Consider the following 20836-nt stretch of genomic DNA (forward strand, 5'->3'; position numbering starts at 1 on the left):
GGTGTTTTCTTGGTCCAGGTTCAGGTGACGGCATCGCGCTTGGCGGCGATGTCGTAGGCTAGTGTGTCGAGGATGTCGCGCAGGATCTCCACGGCATCCCACACGTCGGCAAAGCTCGTGTACAGGGGCGTGAAGCCGAAGCGCATGATGGCCGGCTCGCGGTAGTCGCCGATCACGCCGCGCGCGATCAGCGCCTGCATCACGGCATAGCCGTGCGGATGCGTGAAGCTGACCTGGCTGCCGCGCCGTGCATGCTCGCGCGGCGTGACGAGGCCCAGCGGATGGCTGGCGCAGCGCTGTTCCACCAGCGCGATGAACAAATCCGTCAGGGCCAGCGACTTGCGGCGGATCGCTTCCATGCTCGTTTGCGCGAAGATCTCCAGGCCGCATTCGACCAGGGCCAGCGAGACAATCGGCTGCGTGCCGCACAGGGCGCGGGCGATGCCGTCGGCGGGCGCAAAGCCCGGGTCCATGGCGAACGGCGTGGCGTGGCCCCACCAGCCCGAGAGCGGCTGGCGGAAACGCGCCTGGTGTTTTTCCGGCACCCAGATGAAGGCGGGCGAGCCGGGGCCGCCGTTCAGATATTTATAGGTGCAGCCGACGGCCAGGTCGGCGCCTGCGCCGTTCAGGTCCAGCGGCACGGCGCCGGCCGAATGGGCCAGGTCCCACAGTGCCAGCGCGCCTTGCGCGTGGCAATGGCTGCTGATGGCGGCCATGTCGTGCTGGTAGCCGGTGCGGTAGTTGACGTGCGTGAGCATGGCGACGGTGCAATCGGTATCGATGGCTTGCGCCAGTTCCTCGGGGCTGTCGACCAGGCGCAGCTGGTAGCCGCGGTCGAGCCAGGCGGCCAGGCCTTGCGCCATGTACAGGTCGGTGGGAAAGTTGCTGCGTTCGCTGACGATGACCCTGCGCCCGGCATGGGCGGGATCGCTGGCCTGCATCTGCAGGGCGGCGGCCAGCGCCTTGAACAGGTTGACGGAAGTCGTGTCGGTGATCACCACTTCGCCCGTCTGCGCGCCGAGCAGCGGCGCCAGGCGGTCGCCCAGGCGCTTGGGCAGGTCGAACCAGCCGGCCGTATTCCAGCTGCGGATCAGATCTGTGCCCCATTCGGCTGTGATGACGTGCTGGGCCCGGGCCAGGGCCGCTTTCGGCCGGGCGCCCAGGGAGTTGCCGTCGAGGTAAATCACGCCTTGCGGCAAGTCGAATTGCTGGCGCAGGGGCGCCAGGGGGTCGTCGAGATCGCGCGCGCCGCAGTCATGTCGAGAAATCATGGTGGCTTTCATGTTTGGACTTGCATTAATGGCACGATATTGCTTGAGGCCTAAAGTATTGTGCGGAAGCAGGCAGTGTAGCAAATCCTCGCCAAAAAGCGGTATTTCCGCTTGGGATGAGGGGCGGAAAGTGCCGCCTTGTGGGGCGTCAACGAAAAAAATCACGATTTTTTAAAAATATTTTCAGATCACCCTAAAGTTCTGCGATTCGCCGCCGTCAACGATTACATGAACGGTGTCAAGCCGCCAAAAAGAATGCGGGTTTTTAAATATTTTTCGAAAAAACCCTAAAGTTCCTGTCAAGGCAGCCGTTATCTAGGTAAGCAGACTTGATTTTGATCAAGTTGTTGTAAAAAAGTGATATTTTTTACAGGCCTGAAGCCGGGTAAATCCCCTTCAATGCCCACCTTCAACATCCGCGCCCTTACTGGCGTGCGACCATGATCGAGTAGTGTTTGTCAGACAAACACCTACGGTCCTGCCCGCCATTTCCCGACCAAAAATACAGTCCTTCGCCTCTGTTGCGTTTGATGTTGCTCCTGCAGAATGTATCTCACTGGCAACAGACAACGCCAGCTGAATTCAACGGATTGAGGAGATGGAAATGACTGCTAACGACATGATGGCTGAGATTCGCGACGCTAACCTGAGCTACCTGATGCTGGCCCAGCAAATGATTCGTGCGGACAAGGTAACGGCCATCTTCCGTTTGGGCATAGCCGCCGACATCGCCGAATTGATCGAAGGCATGAGCAATGCGCAGATCCTGAAGCTCGCTGGCGGCAACATGATGCTGGCCCGCTTCCGCTTCGATGACAGCGCCATCCTGGGTATGTTGACGAACTACAATAAAGACCGCTCGCTGGCCCAGTCGCATGCCGCCATTTTAATGGCCGGCCAAGGCGTCGAAGAAATCGCTTAATTCAGCAACATTCAGTCGGTCTCAGTCAGTAGTGGAGTACACAGCATGGCCAAGAAAAGTGTCGTATCGGAAGCGCAAGAAATCCAGCTGGCCATCGAGTTGATACAGCTGGGCGCGCGCCTGCAACTGCTGGAGACGGAAGTCTCGCTGTCGCGCGAACGCCTGCTGAATCTGTACAAGGAATTGAAGGGCGTCTCGCCGCCCAAGGGCATGCTGCCCTTTTCCACCGACTGGTTCCTCACCTGGCAGCCGAATATCCATTCCTCGCTATTCATCAATATCCACAAATTCCTCGTCGACCACGCCGGCGCCACCGGCATCGAAGCCGTGATGAAGGCGTACAAACTGTATCTGGAGCAAATGCCGCCCGAAGCGGGTGAAGAGCCGCTGCTGTCGCTGACGCGGGCCTGGACCCTGGTGCGCTTTTTCAGCAGCAAGATGCTGAACATGGCGCCCTGCGGCAAGTGTGGCGGCAAGTTTGTCGTCAACTGCCTCGACCTGAACGCCGATTATGTCTGCGGCCTGTGCCATATGCCTTCGCGTGCCGGCAAGACCAAGAAGGCGCGCGATGAAGCGGCCGCAGTCGCGTCGCCGCGTGTGGCCGCCTGATACTGCTCCCGCATCGTTCAAGCCGGAGCCGGTCGCCAGACCGGACTCCGGTTTTTTCATGGTGCTTTCGCTTACACTGGCGTTTTCCTCCTTTGACTACCCCATGCTGCAACAAATCCTGCGCGCGCCCGCGCTCAAGGCCATCCTGATCCAGGTGCTGGCCTTTCCCTTGATGTTGCTATTGGTGTATGGCCTGGCGCGTGCAGGCGTGGCCATGTCGTTGTCCGTCGTGGCCTTGCTGCAGGGTGTGCTGGCGGCGCTCATCACGTGGCGCGCTGGCCTGGCGCGCTGGTGGTGCGCCATCGGTTTGCTGTTTGCGCCCGCGCTGCTGGCGGCCAGCCTGTTGCACTGGCCGCCGGTCGTGTTCCTGGCGGCCTTTGTTTTCCTGCTGAGCTTGTATTGGTCCACGTTTCGCACGCAAGTGCCGTTTTACCCGTCCGGGCCGAAGGTGTGGCGGGCGGTGGCCGAGCTGATCGCGGACCGTCCCGGCGTGCGCCTGGTCGATATCGGCAGCGGCCTGGGTGGCCTGGTGCTGGACCTGGCGCGGCGGCGTCCCGATGGACAGTTTTCCGGCATCGAACTGGCGCCGCTGCCGTGGCTGGCAAGCCGCCTGCGCGCGCGGCTGTCGGGGAGTCGGGCGCGCTTCCTGCGCGGCGACTACGAAGCGCTCGACTTCAGCCGCTACGATGCGGTCTTTGCCTACCTGTCGCCGGCGGCGATGGCGGCCCTATGGCGCAAGGCGGAAAAGGAAATGTTGCCCGGTAGTATGCTTCTTAGTTACGAATTCCAGATCGCGGCACGCGAACCCGATAAGACCATCGCCGCCACAGAGGGTGGCCCTTTACTTTACATATGGTGCTTTTAAGCAATTGTCTGCGTTATTTGCTTGCCCGTAGGGCGATCTCACGTTATTGTAGTTCCACACGGCATTTTCTCGGAATTGCCTTGAAAAACAGCGCATTTGAATTAACTTCCGGTTGCTTTTTTGTCGCTGTCTCTTCGTCGGCAGCGCAGCCGCCAGAAGGCAGGAACAGGTTTGAACATGCCGGGCATACAGCCCCGGCCATTATTGGGAGTCAGGGCACTTGTTAGTCATAATCGGATACATCATCGTCTGCGCCTCGGTCTTTGGCGGCTTCGCAATGGCCGGCGGCCATCTGGCGGCGCTGTTCCAGCCGCTGGAGTTGCTGATGATCGGCGGCGCCGCCCTGGGTGCCTTTCTTGTTGGTAACAATAACAAGGCGATCAAGGCAACGATCGCCGCCTTGCCCAGCTTGTTCAAGGGTTCGCGCTATACCAAAGAGCTGTACATGGAACTGATGTCGCTGCTGTTCGAAGTGCTCAGCAAGGTGCGCAAGGAAGGCTTGATGTCGATTGAAGGCGATATCGACAAGCCCGAAGAAAGCCCCCTGTTTTCCAAGTATCCGGCCGTGCTGGCTGACCACCACATCATCGAATTCATGACCGATTACCTGCGCCTGATGGTATCGGGCAATATGGATGCCTTCCAGATCGAAAACCTGATGGACAACGAAATCGAGACGCACCATCACGAAGGCGCCGTGCCGGCCCACGTGATTGCCAAGGTGGGCGACGGCTTGCCCGCTTTCGGTATCGTCGCCGCCGTGATGGGCGTGGTGCACACGATGGAATCGGTGGGCATCCCCCCAGCCGAGCTGGGCATGCTGATCGCGCACGCGCTGGTCGGCACCTTCCTCGGCATCTTGCTGGCGTATGGTTTCGTGGGCCCGCTGGCCAGCCTGCTGGAACAGAAGCTGGAAGAGTCGAGCAAGATGTTTCAGTGCGTGAAAGTAACCCTGCTGGCCAGCTTGAACGGGTATGCGCCGGCGCTGGCCGTGGAGTTCGGCCGCAAGGTCCTGTTCTCGACCGAGCGCCCGACGTTCAACGAGCTGGAAGACCACATCAAGAAATCGAAAACGAAGTAAGCAGTGAACACACGCCTGGACACCATGATTCATTTGCAGCACACGGAAGGGGGACGCCATGGCCGATGAAGGCATGCGCCCGATTATCGTCAAGCGTATCAAGAAGACGGCTGGCGGCCACCATGGCGGGGCGTGGAAAATCGCCTACGCCGACTTTGTCACGGCCATGATGGCCTTCTTCCTGCTGATGTGGCTGTTGGGCTCCACCTCGAAGGGCGACTTGAACGGCATTTCCGAATTCTTCAAGACACCGCTGAAAGTGGCGATGGCGGGCGGTTCCGGCAGCGGCGAGAGCAATTCCGTGATCCAGGGCGGCGGCCAGGACCTGTCGCGCCAGGATGGACAAGTGCGCAAGGCGCAGGAAGAGCCGCAGCGCAAGTCGTTCGACCTCAATTCCGCCAAGGCCGCGCTTGAACGCGAGGAAGGCAAGCGCCTGCAGGCGCTCAAGGCGCGCATTGAGGCGACTATCGATGCCGATCCCTTGCTGAAAAAATACAAGAACCAGTTGCTGCTCGATCTCACCAGCGAAGGCTTGCGCATCCAGATCGTCGACGAGCAGAATCGTCCGATGTTTGCGCTCGCCAATGCGAATCTGCAACCCTATACCAAGGAAATCCTGCACGCCATCGGCTTTGTGCTCAATGAAGTACCGAACCGCATCGGCCTGTCCGGGCACACGGATTCGACGCCCTACATGAGCGATGCCGGCTACAGCAACTGGGAATTGTCGGCTGACCGCGCGAATGCGTCGCGGCGCGAACTGGTGATTGGCGGCATGAAGGAAGAAAAAGTATTGCGCGTGGTGGGACTGGGCTCGGCCGCCCACCTGGACAAGCTCGATCCCTTCAATCCGATCAACCGGCGCATCAGCATCATCGTCATGAACAAACGTACGGAAGAAAATGTTTTGCGCGATGGATCGGCGATCGAGCTGCCGGTGACCGATGCCGCTTCCGCCGCTGTCGCTTCGGGGCTGGCGGCCGGTGCGCCACCTGTGGCGGCGCCAGCTCCGGGCCCGGCAGCGGCGAAAAAATAACACGCAAGGCTGTCAACGCGTGGTGTATTGAAACAATGAGACCTTTATGACAAGAAAGAAAATACTTGGCTCGCATGTAAAACGCCTGCTGTCTGGCGTGTCGGACCATGGCCGCAAGCACTTGACGGAGGTGGAAACCGACTTGGTGCAGACCGGCATCTTGCTGGAAGAGGCAATCGAGAAGCTGTCCTTCAATTTCATGGCGATACACGCAGCCGTCGCTGCGCAGCAAGATACCATCGCCATGCTGCTCGCAGGCGGCGTGCCGGCCGAAGAGCAGCGGGAAAAACTGCTGGCGCTGCAGGACGAAGTGGGCGGCTACGTGAATGCCGCCATCACCAGCATGCAGTTCCAGGACATGACCAGTCAGCTGATCGAGCGTACCCTGAAACGGGTGACGGGCTTGCGCGAGTTCCTCGGTACCTTGGGCTCGCATGGCGCGGAGATGTTGCCGGAGAGCGACAATGAAGAAATTGTCGCCTTGCTGGGGCGGGTCAGCATGGCGCTGGCGATTCAAAGCCTGGAGTTGCGCAGCGTGCTGCGCAAGGCTGTCAGTCAACAGCATTTGGAAAGTGGCGACATCGAGCTGTTCTAGCATGCCAGTGTGGAACGCTTGCGGTTGCATGGATTGATTAATCAAATACTCGGGCAGGATGCCCGGAATAAGTGGGAGCAAAGATGGCCAAAACGATACTTGCAGTGGACGATTCCAGCTCATTGCGCCAGATGGTGGCGTTCAGCCTGAAAGCCGCCGGTTACCAGGTGGTGGAGGCCGTCGACGGCCAGGACGGACTGGAAAAAGCCAAGCTGCAAACCGTGGACCTGGTATTGACGGACCAGAACATGCCGCGCATGGATGGCCTGGAACTGATCAAGCTGCTGCGCGAATTGCCGACCTACCAGAAGGTGCCGATTCTGATGCTGACGACGGAGTCGTCGGACGAAATGAAGTCGAAAGGACGTGCCGCCGGCGCCAATGGCTGGCTGGTCAAGCCCTTCGATCCGCAACGCCTGATTGAAGTGGTCAAGAAGGTGATTGGCTGATGCCAGCCGCGCAGTGCAACGATGCAAATGACGGAGTCACCCTATGACCATCGATATTAGCCAGTTTTTCCAGGTCTTTTTCGATGAGGCCGAAGAACTGCTGGCTGAAAAAGAACGGCTGCTGCTGGCCGTCGATATTGCGGCGCCCGACGCCGAAGACCTGAATGCCATTTTCCGCACCGCCCATTCGATCAAGGGCGGCGCATCGACGTTCGGCCTGTCCGACATGAGCGAGGTGACGCACATCCTCGAGTCATTGCTCGACCGCATCCGCCAGGGCCAGATGGCCCTGACGGCGGAACACGTCGATGCCTTTTTGGCCGCCAAGGATATCCTCAAGATGCAGCTCGACGGTCATCGTCTGGGCAGCGCCGTCGACCAGGATGCCGTGGCCAATGTGCGCATGATGCTGCAATCGTTCTCGCAGGACGTGCCCGTGGCTGCGCTCACGCCCGTCGCGCCAGCGTTCCATACGGCCGAAAAGGCTGCCGTCAGCCATGCCGGCGGACATCGCATCCGCCTGGAACTGCCGAAAATGGAAGAGCGCGAAGTCGAGGCGCTGGCGGCCGAACTGGGCTTGCTGGGCGACGTCGCCGTGTCCACCCTGGCCGATGCGCGCAAGGTGCTGGAAGTGACGACGCATGAAAGCCTGGACGATATCCTGGCCATCTGCTCGTTCGTGCTCAATCCCGACGACATGGTCATTACGCAGGCGCCGCCACTGGCGCCAGGCGAAGCCGCAGCGGCCCGCGCGGCGCAGGAAAAAGCCCAGGGTTACGGCTTCTTCGACCCGCTGCCAGGCACGCAGGGCGCGGCGGATCCCGGCTATGGCTTCTTCCAGCCGATCGAAGACATCCGCGCCGCCGCTGGCGTGCAGAGCGACGCCGAACAGGGTTACGGTTTCTTCCAGCCCCTCGAGCAGATTCGCGCCGATGCCGCCAAGGCGGGCAACGCCAGCGCTGCCGCCGTGCCGGCCGTGGCGAGCGCCGCGACCGAGGTGGAGCAGGAAAAGAAACCGGCCAAGAAAGAGGGCGAGAAGGCCGGTACCGAATCGTCGTCGATCCGCGTCTCGATTGAAAAAGTCGATCAGCTGATCAACCTGGTGGGCGAGCTGGTGATCACGCAGGCGATGATCGAGCAGCGCGCCGGCGCGCTCGACCCGATGCTGCACGAGAAACTGCTCGACAGCGTCAGCCACCTGACGCGCAATACGCGCGACTTGCAGGAAGCGGTGATGTCGATCCGCATGATGCCGATGGATTTCGTCTTTTCGCGCTTCCCTCGCATGGTGCGCGACCTGGCGACCAAGTTGGGCAAGAAGGTTGACTTCATCACCAATGGCGCCGCCACGGAACTGGACAAGGGCCTCATCGAGCGCATCGTCGATCCGCTGACGCACCTGGTGCGCAACAGTATCGACCACGGCGTGGAAATGCCGGCCGCCCGCGTGGCCGCTGGCAAGACCGAGGCCGGCCGTTTGTTCCTCTCGGCCAGCCACCAGGGTGGCAACATCATCATCGAAGTATCCGATGATGGCGCGGGACTGAACCGCGAGCGCATACTGGCCAAGGCGCAGCAGCAGGGACTCGACGTGTCCGAGACGATGAGCGACGCCGACGTGTGGCAGCTGATCTTCGCGCCCGGCTTTTCCACCGCCGAGGCGGTCACCGATGTGTCGGGCCGCGGCGTGGGCATGGATGTCGTCAAGCGCAATATCAGCGCCATGGGCGGGGTGGTCGACATCCGTTCGGCGAAGGGCTTCGGCACGACGATTTCGATCTCGCTGCCGCTGACCCTGGCCATCCTGGATGGCATGTCGATCCGCGTCGGCGACGAAGTGTATATTTTACCGCTGGGCTTTGTCATCGAATCGCTGCAGCCGGCCGTTGAGGATATCAAGGACATCAGTGGTAAGGGGCAGGTGGTGAAAGTGCGTGGAGAATACCTGCCGCTGATTCCGCTGTACCAGATGTTCGACATCACGCCGCGCTTTACCAGTCCCTCGGAAGGCATCTGCGTGATTCTCGAGACGGAAGGGCGCAAGGCGGCCCTGTTTGTCGACGACTTGGTGGGACAACAGCAGGTCGTGGTGAAAAACCTCGAATCGAATTACCGCAAGGTAGTGGGCATTTCTGGCGCCACCATCCTGGGCGATGGCGGCGTGTCGCTGATTCTCGATGTCGCCGCCCTGATCCGCTCCTCTCGCCAGCTGGCCGACGAGTCCATTTTTTCGTAATACCGATAGATAAAAGATAGGAAAACGCACCATGTCAGATACTCAACAAACATCCGGAAGCAATACGGGCGACGGCAAGGACATCGCCGGACGTGAATTCCTGGCCTTCACCCTGGGCTCCGAAGAGTACGGCATCGATATCCTGAAGGTCCAGGAAATCCGTGGTTACGAAGCGGTCACCCGCATCGCCAACGCGCCTGAATTCATCAAGGGCGTGATCAACCTGCGCGGCATCATCATTCCCGTGGTCGACATGCGCATCAAGTTCAACCTGGGCACGCCCGTGTACGACCAGTTCACAGTGGTGATCATCCTGAACATCGGCGGGCGCATCGTCGGCATGGTGGTCGACAGCGTCTCCGACGTCACCACCCTGACGCCGGAGCAGGTCAAGCCGGCGCCGGAGATGGGCACCGCCTTCTCGACCGACTACATGATCGGCTTGGGCACCATCGACGAGCGCATGCTGATCCTGGTCGATATCGACAAGCTGATGTCGAGCAGCGAGATGGGCCTGATCGACAAGCTGGCGGCGTAAGCGGCAGCAGCGGCGCCATTGGCGCCGCAGTTTTACCGCAAGTATCACTACAGATATGCATGTACCGGCGCGAGCAGCATCTAGAGGCGCGCCGGCAGGCTGCAAGGTCCGACAGAGACCAGGCCACAACACGGCGCTGTCCGGTTGAACGGGCGCCGTTCACATAAATATTGGAGACTGTAATGAGTTTGCGCGATTTCAAGATAGGTACCCGGCTGGGGATAGGTTTCGGCAGCATCCTCGCCATCCTGGTGGTGGTGATCGTTTCGGCGAATGCACTGAATTATCGTAACAAGGCCCAGTTGCTCACGGGCTTGGCACTGGCCAGTGAAAAAAATACGCAGGCGTCGCTGATGAAAAGCGCGATGCTGGAAACCGGTATCGCCATGCGCAATATCGGCTTGCAGGGCGATGTGGGCCTGATGCAGGTGGAAGAGGGCAAGGTGCGCGAACAGCGCAAGCTGTACGACGGCGCGCGCGGCAAGCTGGCCACCTTGGGCCTGTCCGATGGCGAGAAGACGCTGCTGGCCAATATCGCCAGGGTCGACGGCGAAGTCGATGCCGCCTTCAAGGAGGCGATGGGGCAGGTGCTGGCGTTTAACAGCGAGGGCGCGGCGAAGGTGATTGCCACCCGCATCGACCCCTTGAACAAGACGACCCTGGCCGATATCAACAAGCTGCTCGACTTGCAGCATGTGGCCCAGCAAAGCTTCATGGACGACTCGCTGGCGGCCGATGCGCGCCTGATGACGGTACTCTTCATCCTGGGCGGTGCGGCGGTGGCGATCGGCGCATGGTGCGCCATTTTTATCACGCGCTCGATCACGGTGCCGCTGTCGGGTGCACTGGCGGTGGCGCAGAAGGTGGCAGCGGGCGAGCTGACATCGCGCGTGGTGGTCGAAGGCAAGGATGAAACGAGCGCGTTGCAGCAGGCGCTCAAGGACATGAACGAGAGCCTGGTGCAGACGGTCAGCGACGTGCGCAATGGGACCGACACCATCACCGTGGCGTCGCGCGAGATCGCCAGCGGCAATGCGGACCTGTCGGCGCGCACGGAAACGCAGGCCAGTTCGCTCGAAGAGACGGCGTCGTCGATGGAAGAGCTGACGTCGACCGTGAAGCAGAACGCGGACAACGCGCGCCAGGCCAACCAGCTGGCCGTGTCGGCATCGTCGGTGGCGGAGCAGGGCGGCAAGGTGGTGGCGCAAGTGGTCGATACCATGGGTTCCATCAAGGACAGCTCGCGCAAGATCGTCGATATTATCGGCGTCATTGACGGCATCGCGTTCCAGACGAATATCCTGGCGCTGAATGCGGCCGTCGAAGCGGCGCGCGCAGGCGAGCAGGGACGCGGTTTTGCGGTGGTGGCATCGGAAGTGCGTAATCTGGCGCAACGCTCCGCTGGCGCGGCGAAAGAGATCAAGGGCCTGATCGGCGACTCGGTCGACAAGGTCGATGCGGGCAGCCGCCTGGTGGACGAGGCGGGGCAGACCATGGGCCTGATCGTCACGTCGATCCGGCAGGTGGCCGACATCATGGGCGAGATCACGGCGGCAACGCAGGAACAGAGCCATGGCATCGAGGAAGTCAACCAGGCCATCGCGCAGATGGACCAGATGACGCAGCAAAATGCGGCGCTGGTCGAGGAAGCGGCGGCCGCCGCCGAGAGCATGCAGGAGCAGGCGCAGAAACTGGCCGACGCCGTCAGCATCTTCAAGCTGGACGGCGAGAGCGCGGCGCAGGCGGCCATGCCCGCGCCGGTGAAGGCGGCGGCACGGCCTGCGCCCGCAGTGGCGGCAGCGACACGGCGGTTGGCAAAGACGGCGCAGGCCGGCGCGCCACCGCCTGCGAAAAAGCTGGCGGCGGCCGGCGGCGACGATTGGGAAGAGTTCTGACGCCAACCCGGTCCCGCTAGTTATACTTGCAAAGGCATTGGTCAGAGTAGTCATAGAGAGGTAAAAATAAAATGCCGCAAACTAAAACGGATTCGGTCAAGGAATTTGATTTCACTGGCAAGGACTTCGAACGGGTCCGCGCCATGATATACAAGCGGGCTGGCATCGCGCTGGCCGACAGCAAGCAGGAGATGGTCTACAGCCGCCTGGCCAGGCGCCTGCGCGCGACTGGCATTTCCTCGTTCGTTCGCTATCTGGACGACCTGGAAGCGGGCCGCATGGGTGACGAGTGGGAAGCGTTCACGAATGCGCTGACGACCAACCTGACGTCGTTCTTCCGCGAGGCGCATCACTTCCCGCTGCTGGCCGAGCATGTGAAAAAACTGAGCGGGCCGATCACCATCTGGTGTTCGGCCAGTTCCACCGGCGAGGAGCCGTACTCGATCGCCATGACGGTGTGCGAGGCGTTCAATACGCTCACGCCGCCCGTCACCATCATCGCCACGGATATCGACACGAATGTGCTGGCCACGGCCGCCAATGGCGTCTATAACCTGGACCGGCTCGAGAAGATGCCGGCCGACCGTGCGCGGCGCTTTTTCTTGCGCGGCAAGGGCGATCGCGAGGGGCAGGTGCGGGTACGCCCGGAACTGCGCCAGATGATCACCTTCAAGCCGCTCAACCTGCTGGCCGACAGCTGGCCCCTGACGGGACAGTTCGACGTCATCTTCTGCCGTAACGTGATGATTTATTTTGACAAGGCGACGCAGCGCAAGATCCTGTCGCGCTTTGTGCCGTTGATGAAGCCTGATGCCCTGCTGTTTGCGGGCCATTCGGAGAATTTCCTGTACGTGTCGGATTCATTGAAGCTGCGCGGTAAAACAGTCTATGAGCTCGACCAGCCTCGGGTCGCCGCGCCCAAGGCATCGTCGCATCGTACATGAGAGTGAAATATGAGCCTGGAATCCAAAGAGCAATTTGCCACTAACGTCTATTACGACAGGACGTTCAATTGTGACGCCGCCAAGATCTTGCCTGGTGAGTATTACTTTACCAACAAGGACATGCTGATCGTCACCGTGCTCGGCTCCTGCGTCTCGGCCTGCATCCGCGACCGTGTCACGGGCCTGGGCGGCATGAACCATTTCATGCTGCCCGACGGTGGCAGCGATCCGAATAGCCCGATTTCCGCGTCGATGCGCTATGGCACTTACGCCATGGAGATATTGATCAACGATCTGCTGAAGGCGGGCGCGCGGCGCGAGAACATGGAAGCGAAGGTGTTTGGCGGCGGCGCCGTGCTGCGTGGCTTCACGGCGATCAACGTCGGTGAACGCAATGCGGCCTTTGTCATCAATTACCTGAAGGCGGAAAAGATGCGCGTGGTGGCCGAGGACTTGAATGACATCCACCCGCGCAAGGTGTATTTTTTCCCCCGTAGCGGCAAGGTGCTGGTGAAAAAGCTGATGCAGACGCACAACGACACCCTGGTGCGCCGCGAACTCGATTACGCGAGCCGTCTCAAGGTTGCCCCGGTGGGTGGCGAGATCGAGCTGTTCTAGTAACACCAGACCAAACCTACTGCGCGTCGTGCTTTGCGGCCTGCGATGCTCACCGTGCTTCAGCACGGTTGCGCTTCTTAGCCACAAATCACTGCCGCTCGCTACGGTTTTGTCTGGCGTTTTTACCGATTAAGAATAAGGGCCGCAAGGCTTGGAAGGATATTTTATGAAGATCAAAGTATTGATCGTGGATGATTCGGCGCTCATTCGCAGCGTCATGACGGAAATCGTGAATAGCCAGCCCGACATGGAAGTGGTGGGGGCGGCGCCTGATCCGCTGGTGGCGCGCGAGATGATCAAGCAGACCAACCCCGACGTGCTGACCCTTGACGTCGAGATGCCGAAGATGGATGGTCTCGACTTCCTGGAAAAACTGATGCGCTTGCGTCCGATGCCGGTGCTGATGGTGTCGTCGCTGACCGAGCGCGGTTCGGAAATCACCATGCGCGCGCTGGAGCTGGGCGCCGTCGATTTCGTCACCAAGCCAAAGATTTCCATCCAGAGCGGCATGCGCGAGTACACCGACATGATCGCCGACAAGATCCGCGCCGCCTCGAAGGCGCGCATCCGCGCGCGTACGCTGCCGTCGGCGGGCGACAGGGTAGCCGCACCGTTGCCTGCGCTGCGCAGCCCCTTGACGTCGAGCGAAAAGCTGATCATCGTGGGCGCCTCCACCGGCGGCACGGAAGCGATCCGCGAATTTTTGATGCAGATGCCGTCCGATTGCCCCGGCATCCTGATCACGCAGCACATGCCGGAAGGCTTTACGCGTTCGTTTGCGCGCCGCCTCGATTCGCTGTGCAAGATCTCGGTGCAGGAAGCGGCCGGCGGCGAAAGGGTGCTGCCCGGCCACGCCTACATCGCGCCCGGCCATTCGCACCTGACCCTGACGCGCAGCGGCGCCAACTACATGACCAAGATCGACCAGGGTGAACCGGTCAACCGCCACCGTCCCTCGGTCGATGTGCTGTTCCGTTCGGCCGCGCAATCGGCGGGTAAAAATGCCGTCGGCGTGATCCTGACCGGCATGGGCAAGGATGGCGCACAAGGCATGTTGGAGATGAAGGCCGCAGGAGCGTATAATTTTGCGCAGGATGAAGCCAGTTGCGTGGTGTTTGGCATGCCGCGCGAGGCGATCGCCATCGGTGCTACGCATGAGGTTGGCGCTCTGACGGCGTTGCCCGGCATGGTGCTGGGGCACCTGGCTGCGCATGGCATGCGTGCTTTGCGCGTGTAAGCCACGTTTTGTATGATCTGGGGCAAGTTTGTTCGCCTAAAAGCAACGAAAATGCTATCCTATAACTTGCTGCCGTAGTGTCGACCATAATGTCGGCATTCATGTCGATATTATTAACAAACCGCTACAGAAACAACGGAGTTATTCATGGCTGATCCAAAGATGAAATTTTTAGTCGTTGACGATTTTTCGACGATGCGCCGCATTGTCCGGAATTTGTTGAAGGAACTGGGTTATGCCAACGTCGATGAGGCGGAAGACGGCGTGATGGGCCTGGCCAAGCTGCGCGCGGAATCCTACGATTTCGTCGTCTCGGACTGGAACATGCCTAATATGGATGGCCTGACGATGCTGCAGCATATCCGCGCCGATCCCGCACTGGCCAAGCTGCCCGTGCTGATGGTGACGGCCGAAGCGAAAAAAGAAAACATCATCGCCGCCGCGCAAGCTGGCGCCAGCGGTTATGTTGTCAAGCCGTTCACGGCCGCGACCCTCGATGAAAAGCTGAACAAGATTTTCGAGAAGCTGGAAAAAGCCGGCGCCTGATCATGCTTTGAACCGCTTCAAAAAAACGCTGCCTGTGCGAACTGGCAGCGTTTTTTTTCGTCGGCTGAACTTGCCTATACCAGGCCGCCATTCGCGCGCAGGGTCTGGCCGTTGATCCAGCGGCCATCGGGGTCGCACAGGAAGGCGACGGCGACGGCGGCGTTGACGGGGATATTCTTGCCGCGCAATTCCTTGGCGAAGTGTTGACCAGCACGTCGGCCGCTTCGGACGCATCGAACAGCGCTGCACGTCGCCCGCATCGGCCACGTTGGTCTGAACCGCGATGGCGGCGCCGCCGTCGGCTGCGATGACCGCGCCGATGTAGTGTGTAATCCAGATCAACACTCCTGCATCAGTCACGGCGCCAGTCGTCGGCCCAAAGCTGCCATGTGGCTGATTGCTGCGTGGAATTAAATATTTCTCAAAGTTAACTTTACACGTCAACTAAAGTGGCTCATGATCGCTGCACTATTCCACCTCTGTCCCCGACCCCGACAAGAAGGAGCGCCACATGCGCCGAGCACCCGTACTATTCTTTGCCCTGATGACTGCCTTGCTGGCAGCTTGCGGCGTGAGCCTTGAGCAAACCAGCGTCGCCCCTGTCGCTCCTGCCGTCGTCGAGGCGCCGGAGCAGGCCGCACAGTTGCCTGCCGACGGCGATGGCCGGCATGCCTATCTGCACCGCGTGGGTGGCCATGATTATGTCAGCCTGAGCCAGCATGGCCCGCAGGGCGGCTTGCCGCTACGCACAGGGGCGCAGCGCGATGCACACGCCATCCGCCTGCTGGCAGCCGATCCGGCCCAGGCACGGGCCATCCTGCGCAGCCTCAGGCTGCCTGCGAACCAGCGCAAGCTGTGGGCGGGAGAGGAAATTGTGCTCGATGCGGCCAGCTATGACATGTTGCACGCGGCACGCGGCCGCAACAAGCCGTTGTTTGCCGAGCTCAAGCTGGTAGGGATGGAGTAGTCGATAAAGAAACGGGGCCGAATGGCCCCGCTGTGACAATGCTTAAATTTCCAGGTTGTCGATCAAGCGGGTCTGGCCCAGCTTGGTGGCGGCCAGCACCACCAGCGGTTCCCCTGCGGCCAGTTCGGCGGCGCTCGGCGCTTGCAGGTTGGCGCGCTTGCGCACGGCGATGTAGTCCGATTTCCAGCCGCGGCCGTCCAGCAGCCGCATGGCAGCCCGTTCCAGTTCACCCACGGCGAGGTTACCCTTGCGCACTTCCTCTGCGACGAAATTAAGTCCCTTGTACAGTTCCGGCGCTTCCGCGCGTTCGCTTTCCGACAGGTACATATTGCGCGAGGACAAAGCCAGGCCATCGTCGGCGCGGTACGTTTCGGCGGCGATGATTTCCGTCGGCAGCGCGAACTGGCGCGCCATGTTGCGGATGATCATCAGTTGCTGGTAATCCTTCTTGCCGAACACGGCCACTCGTGGGCCCACGCATGAAAACAGCTTGGTGACGACGGTGCATACGCCTTCGAAGAAGCCGGGGCGGAATTCCCCTTCCAGGGTATTGCCCAGGTCATCGGGCGGGCGCACGCGGTATTCCTGCGGTTCCGGGTACAGTTCCTTTTCCGTCGGCGCGAACAGCACGTAGACGCCTTCCTTTTCCAGCTTGGCGACGTCGGCCGCCATGGTGCGCGGATATTTTTCGAAGTCTTCGTTCGGGCCGAATTGCAGGCGGTTCACGAAGATCGAGGCGACGACAGGGTCGCCATGCTTGCGCGCCAGGCGCATCAGCGACAGATGGCCTTCGTGCAGGTTGCCCATGGTGGGGACGAACGCCGTGCGCAGCTGTCCGCTGAGCTGGTCGCGCAATTCTTCGATGTCGGAAATAATTTTCATGGATTGCTTTCGCTAAAACCCCGTTGTACGGTGGTCAGTGACAAAGGGAAGGGATCAGGCGGGCGAATACGCCAGCCGGACGTAGATGGGGGCAAACGGTTCTGCCTGCGTGATTTCGATCAGGGTTTCCTTGGCCAGTTCCAGCAAGGCCACGAAATTGACCACCACCACGGGCACGCCGCCGGCAATGTCGAACAGCTCGCTGAACTCGACGAAGCGCGACGACTGTAAATGGCGCAGGATGCTCGACATGTGCTCGCGCACGGACAGCTCCTGGCGGCTGATGCGGTGATGCTGGGTCAGCTTGGCGCGTTTCAGCACGTCGAGCCAGGCCTGCTGCAAGTCCACCGGCTCCACGTCGGGCCAGGTGGGCGTCAGGCTTTGCTCGATGAAAATCTGCGTGCGCACGAAATCGCGCTCGAACTGGGGAATGGTGTTCAGGTCGTAGGCGGCCAGCTTGATCTGCTCGTATTCGAGCAGGCGGCGCACCAGTTCGGCACGGGGATCGCCACCGTCTTCCTCGACGTCGCTCTTGCGCGAAGGCAAAAGCATGCGCGACTTGATCTCGATCAGCATGGCCGCCATCAGCAGATACTCGGCGGCCAGTTCAAGGTTGCTCACGCGGATCTGGTCCACGTATTTCAGATATTGCAGGGTCACCTGCGCCATCGGAATATCGAGAATGTTGAAGTTTTGCTTGCGGATCAGGTAGAGCAGCAAGTCGAGCGGGCCTTCAAAGGCTTCGAGGAAGATTTCCAGCGCGTCCGGCGGGATGTACAAATCCGTCGGCATGCGCAGCATCGGTTCGCCATACAGGCGGACGACACCCGGCGGCTCGGCGGCAGGCGCCGCGTCCGTGAGCGCTGTTGCAGATGCTGCAGGGTCGCCGCTGCCGTCGCCGCCAGTGGCGGGTTCGGGCGACTCGATGACTGCGCCCGCACCGGAAGCGTCGGCTTCCGGCGTGACTACAGACTCTTCAGGCAGCATCGTGCCGGTTCCAGATCTTAGTTCTTGTTCTGGTAAACGTAAGCCTGTTGCTTGACGGCCGATGCCAGCTGGCGTTCCTGTTCATCGATGCTGACGGCCGGCTTGTCCCACAGCAGGGCGCGGCCCGCTTGCTGGCCCGCTTCCATGCCAGGATTCTTGGCCTTCAGTTCGGCGATGAACAAGGTGTGGTCGGATACGTAGTTGTTGTGTTTTGCAGGCAGTTTCATATTCTCTTCTGAGTGTCTTATAAGTAAGGTCAGCCGGCCGTATTTTACCGCGCCGTACCGCTTGGCGGGTTGTGGTATCGGCAAGTCCGGGGGCGAAATTGCTAAAAATCAATAACGCCATCAATAACGCAACAAGCGCCGCATCACCATCGGCGCCGGTTCGGCGGGGTTGGCGTGCGAATATTCCAGTTCTTCGGCCAGGTCGAATTCAAAGGCCGCATAAAAATCGATCAACTTGCGCTGGTCGCGCCGCACGGCCAGGCGCAATTCCTCGGCCTGGCACGACAGGCCGTGATGAATGATGGCTTCGAGCAAATGTTGTGAAACATGGCTGCCCCGGTACGCGGGCAGCACGCCCATGCGTGAAATCTTCCAGATGGCGGGATCGCTGTCGAGCGGCATCCAGCGCAGCGAGCCGGCTGGAATGTCGTCGATCAGCAACAGAAAACCGCCGCCGTGGCGCAGTTGCGCTTCCACCTGTTGTGCCGTCTCGTGGTGTCCACTGGACGAGGCCGCGACCTTGCCGGCCCACGCAGCGCGGGTCAGTTCGGCCATCAGTTGTGCATCGGCATTTGTTGCTTCGCGCACCACGATATTCATCATCGGTCCTTGTGGGGGCTTAGCGGATGCGCATGCCAGGTTCGGCGCCCGGCCACGGGTTCAGGATGTAGATGCCCGGATTGGTCTTCTCGTCGGCGGCGGACGCAGCCATGACCATGCCTTCCGAAATGCCGAACTTCATCTTGCGCGGCGCCAGGTTGGCCACCAGTACCGTCAGCTTGCCGACCAGCTCTTCCGGCTGGTACGCCGAGCGGATGCCCGAGAAGACATTGCGCAAGCGGCCTTCGCCCGCATCCAGCGTCAGGCGCAGCAGCTTGTCGGAACCTTCGACCAGTTCGCAGTTGACGATTTTGGCGATGCGCAGGTCGATCTTGAGGAAGTCGTCGATCTTGATCTCGGGCGCCAGTTCTTCGATGGCGGCAGCGGTGGCAGCTTCAGGCGCTGCAGCGTCGTTGGCGGCGTCGCCGGCCGGCGCGGCAATGGCGGGGGCTGCTTGCGGCGCGTCAAACAGCGCTTCGATCATCTTTGCATCCATGCGTGTCATCAAATGGCTGTAGGCGCCGATGGTACGGCCCAGCATGCTGTTTGCGACGGCGTCGCCGAACACTTGCGTATCCGCCCAGCTGAACGCGGCGTCGTTGAGGAACGAGGCCACGTTCTTGGCCACACCCGGCAGCACAGGCGACAACAAGATAGTCAGCTGGCGGAACAGGATCAGGGCCGTGGTGCACACGTCGTGCAACTCGGCTGTTTTTTCCGCATCCTTGGCGAGGATCCACGGCTTGTTTTCATCGACATACTGGTTGGTGATGTCGGCGATTTCCATGATTTCGCGCAAGGCCTTGCCGAATTCGCGGTTCTCGAAGTGCGCGGCGATGCTGGCCTGGCGCTCGACGATGACGCCATTCACGTCCACCGTCAGCGCGCGGTTGATCCAGCTTTGCGCGCCTTCCGACAGGGTGCTCGCCAGCTTGCCGTCGAAACGCTTGGCGATGAAGCCGGCGCAGCGGCTGGCGATGTTCACGTATTTGCCGATCAGGTCGCTGTTTACGCGGGCGACAAAATCTTCGCCGTTGAAGTCCAGGTCTTCCACTTTCGAGTTCAGCTTGAAGGCGATGTAATAGCGCAGCCATTCCGGGTTCATGCCCAGGTCCAGGTAGCGCAGCGGCGAAATGCCGGTGCCGCGCGACTTCGACATCTTTTCGTTGTTGACCGTCAGGAAGCCGTGGACGTTGACTTTCAGTTTGTCGATCACCGGGTGATTGGCGAACTTCAGCATGGCGGGCCAGAACAGCAAATGGAAGGAGACGATATCCTTGCCGATGAAGTGGATCTGTTCCGTCGACGGGTCATTCAGGAAGGCGTCGAAATCGATGCCTTTCTTGTCGCAATAGTTTTTCAGGCTGGCCAGGTAACCGACGGGCGCATCCATCCACACATAGAAGAACTTGCCCGGCGCATCGGGAATCGGGATGCCGAAGTAGGGTGCGTCGCGCGAAATATCCCAGTCAGCCAGCTTTTCGCCCGCTTCGCCCAGCCATTCGCTGACCTTGTTGACCATCTCCGGCTGCAAGCGGCCTGGCGTATTCAGCCAATCCTTGAGGAATTCGAAGCAGCGCGGGTCGGACAGCTTGAAGAAATACTGTTCCGACGGCTTCATCACGGGCGTCGCATTGGTGAACACCGAGAACGGATTGACCAGGTCGGTCGGCTGGTAGGCCGCGCCGCACACTTCGCAATTGTCGCCGTACTGGTTCTTGGCGCCGCATTTCGGGCATTCGCCCTTGATGTTGCGGTCGGCCAGGAACATGCCCTTGACCGGATCGAAGAAGCGGTCGACGGTTTTCGTGACGATCAGGCCCGTATCGCGCAGCTTGCGGTAGATCGATTGCGACAGGTCGACGTTTTCCGGCGAGTCGGTCGAATACCAGTTATCGAAGGCGATATGGAAGCCATCGAGGTACTGGGCGCGGCCGGCGGCGATGTTGGCGACGAATTGCTGCGGCGTGATGCCTTCTTTTTCGGCGGCGATCATGATGGGCGTGCCATGCGTATCGTCGGCGCCCACAAAGTGCACTTCACGGCCGGCTGCGCCATCGCGTTGCATTCGCTGGAACCGGACCCAGATATCAGCCTGGATGTATTCCATGATGTGGCCAATGTGAAAAGCGGCGTTTGCGTAAGGCAGGGCAGTGGTGACGAACAGCTTGCGAGTCATGATTGATGCACTTTTGGGATGGATAATAGGGCATTTTAACAGCGGAAAGGCAATATGAGCAGATGCAGCGCTGGCAAGTGATGCTTTTGCCGCCATCGCGCCATGCAAATTTGCGCTAGACTGCGCGTATTGCACATATGTAGTACACACGG

Annotated in this window: 21 protein-coding genes and 1 pseudogene; 15 read left to right on the forward strand and 7 right to left on the reverse strand. The window is 60.5% G+C overall.

The features are described 5' to 3' along the window. Window positions 1–20 precede the first annotated feature (20 nt). Window positions 21–1271 carry a kynureninase gene (kynU, locus tag CNX70_RS10970; RefSeq protein ID WP_096238394.1) on the reverse strand — a complete coding sequence of 417 codons (1251 nt, stop codon included), beginning with the start codon at window positions 1269–1271 and terminating at the stop codon, window positions 21–23. Between the two features lie 604 nt (window positions 1272–1875). On the opposite strand from kynU, the gene flhD reads away from it, so the two are divergent. The 14 genes from flhD to cheY all read left to right on the forward strand — a co-directional run bounded on the left by flhD (window position 1876) and on the right by cheY (window position 14842). Continuing rightward, entirely contained in the window at window positions 1876–2193 is a 318-nt protein-coding gene (gene flhD, locus CNX70_RS10975; protein WP_010396649.1) for a flagellar transcriptional regulator FlhD, read from the forward strand. A 45-nt stretch (window positions 2194–2238) separates the two neighbouring features. Then, window positions 2239–2802, forward strand: coding sequence for a flagellar transcriptional regulator FlhC (gene flhC, locus CNX70_RS10980; protein ID WP_096234719.1), 564 nt, complete (start codon window positions 2239–2241; stop codon window positions 2800–2802). Between the two features lie 103 nt (window positions 2803–2905). Then, on the forward strand, window positions 2906–3667 hold the full coding sequence (locus tag CNX70_RS10985) for an SAM-dependent methyltransferase (RefSeq protein ID WP_096234720.1): 762 nt from the start codon (window positions 2906–2908) through the stop codon (window positions 3665–3667). Between the two features lie 220 nt (window positions 3668–3887). Then, on the forward strand, window positions 3888–4748 hold the full coding sequence (gene motA / locus CNX70_RS10990; RefSeq protein WP_034778015.1) for a flagellar motor stator protein MotA: 861 nt from the start codon (window positions 3888–3890) through the stop codon (window positions 4746–4748). A gap of 58 nt (window positions 4749–4806) precedes the next feature. After that, on the forward strand, window positions 4807–5784 hold the full coding sequence (gene motB, locus CNX70_RS10995; protein ID WP_096234721.1) for a flagellar motor protein MotB: 978 nt from the start codon (window positions 4807–4809) through the stop codon (window positions 5782–5784). Window positions 5785–5830: 46 nt separating this feature from the next. After that, window positions 5831–6379, forward strand: coding sequence for a chemotaxis protein (locus tag CNX70_RS11000; protein ID WP_096234722.1), 549 nt, complete (start codon window positions 5831–5833; stop codon window positions 6377–6379). An 83-nt stretch (window positions 6380–6462) separates the two neighbouring features. Continuing rightward, a complete protein-coding gene (locus CNX70_RS11005) occupies window positions 6463–6828 on the forward strand; it encodes a response regulator (RefSeq protein ID WP_034758362.1) in 366 nt (121 codons plus the stop codon). Window positions 6829–6871: 43 nt separating this feature from the next. Beyond that, the gene (gene cheA / locus CNX70_RS11010) at window positions 6872–9064 is read left to right on the forward strand and encodes a chemotaxis protein CheA (protein WP_096234723.1); all 2193 of its coding nucleotides are present in this window, start codon (window positions 6872–6874) and stop codon (window positions 9062–9064) included. Between the two features lie 31 nt (window positions 9065–9095). Next, the gene (locus CNX70_RS11015; protein ID WP_071078260.1) at window positions 9096–9602 is read left to right on the forward strand and encodes a chemotaxis protein CheW; all 507 of its coding nucleotides are present in this window, start codon (window positions 9096–9098) and stop codon (window positions 9600–9602) included. A gap of 182 nt (window positions 9603–9784) precedes the next feature. Further along, complete coding sequence (locus CNX70_RS11020) at window positions 9785–11497, forward strand: methyl-accepting chemotaxis protein (protein ID WP_096234724.1); 1713 nt, start codon at window positions 9785–9787, stop codon at window positions 11495–11497. 71 nt (window positions 11498–11568) lie between these two features. Further along, window positions 11569–12441, forward strand: a complete 873-nt coding sequence (locus tag CNX70_RS11025) for a CheR family methyltransferase (RefSeq protein ID WP_096234725.1) — start codon at window positions 11569–11571, stop codon at window positions 12439–12441. A 9-nt stretch (window positions 12442–12450) separates the two neighbouring features. Further along, a complete protein-coding gene (cheD, locus tag CNX70_RS11030; protein ID WP_071078257.1) occupies window positions 12451–13059 on the forward strand; it encodes a chemoreceptor glutamine deamidase CheD in 609 nt (202 codons plus the stop codon). A gap of 166 nt (window positions 13060–13225) precedes the next feature. Then, window positions 13226–14296 carry a protein-glutamate methylesterase/protein-glutamine glutaminase gene (locus CNX70_RS11035; RefSeq protein WP_071078256.1) on the forward strand — a complete coding sequence of 357 codons (1071 nt, stop codon included), beginning with the start codon at window positions 13226–13228 and terminating at the stop codon, window positions 14294–14296. Window positions 14297–14443: 147 nt separating this feature from the next. Beyond that, the gene (cheY, locus tag CNX70_RS11040; RefSeq protein ID WP_010396677.1) at window positions 14444–14842 is read left to right on the forward strand and encodes a chemotaxis response regulator CheY; all 399 of its coding nucleotides are present in this window, start codon (window positions 14444–14446) and stop codon (window positions 14840–14842) included. A gap of 74 nt (window positions 14843–14916) precedes the next feature. Here the strand turns inward: cheY and CNX70_RS11045 are convergent. Then, window positions 14917–15042, reverse strand: a pseudogene (locus CNX70_RS11045) (3-ketoacyl-ACP reductase); the annotation flags it as partial. Between the two features lie 311 nt (window positions 15043–15353). Here CNX70_RS11045 and CNX70_RS11050 point away from each other — a divergent pair. Next, window positions 15354–15809 carry a hypothetical protein gene (locus CNX70_RS11050; RefSeq protein WP_157750982.1) on the forward strand — a complete coding sequence of 152 codons (456 nt, stop codon included), beginning with the start codon at window positions 15354–15356 and terminating at the stop codon, window positions 15807–15809. A 42-nt stretch (window positions 15810–15851) separates the two neighbouring features. Here the strand turns inward: CNX70_RS11050 and panC are convergent, their stop codons facing one another. The 5 genes from panC to metG form a co-directional block, all read right to left on the reverse strand. Then, a complete protein-coding gene (gene panC, locus CNX70_RS11055) occupies window positions 15852–16691 on the reverse strand; it encodes a pantoate--beta-alanine ligase (RefSeq protein ID WP_096234727.1) in 840 nt (279 codons plus the stop codon). A gap of 54 nt (window positions 16692–16745) precedes the next feature. Continuing rightward, window positions 16746–17678, reverse strand: coding sequence for a segregation and condensation protein A (locus CNX70_RS11060; RefSeq protein WP_096234728.1), 933 nt, complete (start codon window positions 17676–17678; stop codon window positions 16746–16748). A gap of 17 nt (window positions 17679–17695) precedes the next feature. Further along, window positions 17696–17905 (reverse strand): DUF3460 family protein, encoded by a 210-nt coding sequence (locus tag CNX70_RS11065; RefSeq protein ID WP_034778041.1) that lies wholly within the window; start codon window positions 17903–17905, stop codon window positions 17696–17698. A 120-nt stretch (window positions 17906–18025) separates the two neighbouring features. Beyond that, window positions 18026–18505 carry a GNAT family N-acetyltransferase gene (locus CNX70_RS11070; protein ID WP_096238395.1) on the reverse strand — a complete coding sequence of 160 codons (480 nt, stop codon included), beginning with the start codon at window positions 18503–18505 and terminating at the stop codon, window positions 18026–18028. Window positions 18506–18524: 19 nt separating this feature from the next. Continuing rightward, window positions 18525–20684 carry a methionine--tRNA ligase gene (metG, locus tag CNX70_RS11075; protein ID WP_096234729.1) on the reverse strand — a complete coding sequence of 720 codons (2160 nt, stop codon included), beginning with the start codon at window positions 20682–20684 and terminating at the stop codon, window positions 18525–18527. Window positions 20685–20836 lie beyond the last annotated feature (152 nt).

The sequence above is a fragment of the Janthinobacterium svalbardense genome, from assembly GCF_002327145.1.
Lineage (GTDB): Bacteria > Pseudomonadota > Gammaproteobacteria > Burkholderiales > Burkholderiaceae_D > Janthinobacterium > Janthinobacterium tructae.

Excerpts from the sequence above, each read along its gene's own strand:
- kynU (WP_096238394.1), bottom strand. The coding sequence starts at position 1,271 with ATGATTTCTCGACATGACTGCGGCGCGCGCGATCTCGACGACCCCCTG.
- flhD (WP_010396649.1), top strand. The coding sequence starts at position 1,876 with ATGACTGCTAACGACATGATGGCTGAGATTCGCGACGCTAACCTGAGC.
- flhC (WP_096234719.1), top strand. The coding sequence starts at position 2,239 with ATGGCCAAGAAAAGTGTCGTATCGGAAGCGCAAGAAATCCAGCTGGCC.
- CNX70_RS10985 (WP_096234720.1), top strand. The coding sequence starts at position 2,906 with ATGCTGCAACAAATCCTGCGCGCGCCCGCGCTCAAGGCCATCCTGATC.
- motB (WP_096234721.1), top strand. The coding sequence starts at position 4,807 with ATGGCCGATGAAGGCATGCGCCCGATTATCGTCAAGCGTATCAAGAAG.
- CNX70_RS11000 (WP_096234722.1), top strand. The coding sequence starts at position 5,831 with ATGACAAGAAAGAAAATACTTGGCTCGCATGTAAAACGCCTGCTGTCT.
- CNX70_RS11005 (WP_034758362.1), top strand. The coding sequence starts at position 6,463 with ATGGCCAAAACGATACTTGCAGTGGACGATTCCAGCTCATTGCGCCAG.
- cheA (WP_096234723.1), top strand. The coding sequence starts at position 6,872 with ATGACCATCGATATTAGCCAGTTTTTCCAGGTCTTTTTCGATGAGGCC.
- CNX70_RS11015 (WP_071078260.1), top strand. The coding sequence starts at position 9,096 with ATGTCAGATACTCAACAAACATCCGGAAGCAATACGGGCGACGGCAAG.
- CNX70_RS11020 (WP_096234724.1), top strand. The coding sequence starts at position 9,785 with ATGAGTTTGCGCGATTTCAAGATAGGTACCCGGCTGGGGATAGGTTTC.
- CNX70_RS11025 (WP_096234725.1), top strand. The coding sequence starts at position 11,569 with ATGCCGCAAACTAAAACGGATTCGGTCAAGGAATTTGATTTCACTGGC.
- cheD (WP_071078257.1), top strand. The coding sequence starts at position 12,451 with ATGAGCCTGGAATCCAAAGAGCAATTTGCCACTAACGTCTATTACGAC.
- CNX70_RS11035 (WP_071078256.1), top strand. The coding sequence starts at position 13,226 with ATGAAGATCAAAGTATTGATCGTGGATGATTCGGCGCTCATTCGCAGC.
- cheY (WP_010396677.1), top strand. The coding sequence starts at position 14,444 with ATGGCTGATCCAAAGATGAAATTTTTAGTCGTTGACGATTTTTCGACG.
- CNX70_RS11050 (WP_157750982.1), top strand. The coding sequence starts at position 15,354 with ATGCGCCGAGCACCCGTACTATTCTTTGCCCTGATGACTGCCTTGCTG.
- panC (WP_096234727.1), bottom strand. The coding sequence starts at position 16,691 with ATGAAAATTATTTCCGACATCGAAGAATTGCGCGACCAGCTCAGCGGA.
- CNX70_RS11060 (WP_096234728.1), bottom strand. The coding sequence starts at position 17,678 with ATGCTGCCTGAAGAGTCTGTAGTCACGCCGGAAGCCGACGCTTCCGGT.
- CNX70_RS11065 (WP_034778041.1), bottom strand. The coding sequence starts at position 17,905 with ATGAAACTGCCTGCAAAACACAACAACTACGTATCCGACCACACCTTG.
- CNX70_RS11070 (WP_096238395.1), bottom strand. The coding sequence starts at position 18,505 with ATGAATATCGTGGTGCGCGAAGCAACAAATGCCGATGCACAACTGATG.
- metG (WP_096234729.1), bottom strand. The coding sequence starts at position 20,684 with ATGACTCGCAAGCTGTTCGTCACCACTGCCCTGCCTTACGCAAACGCC.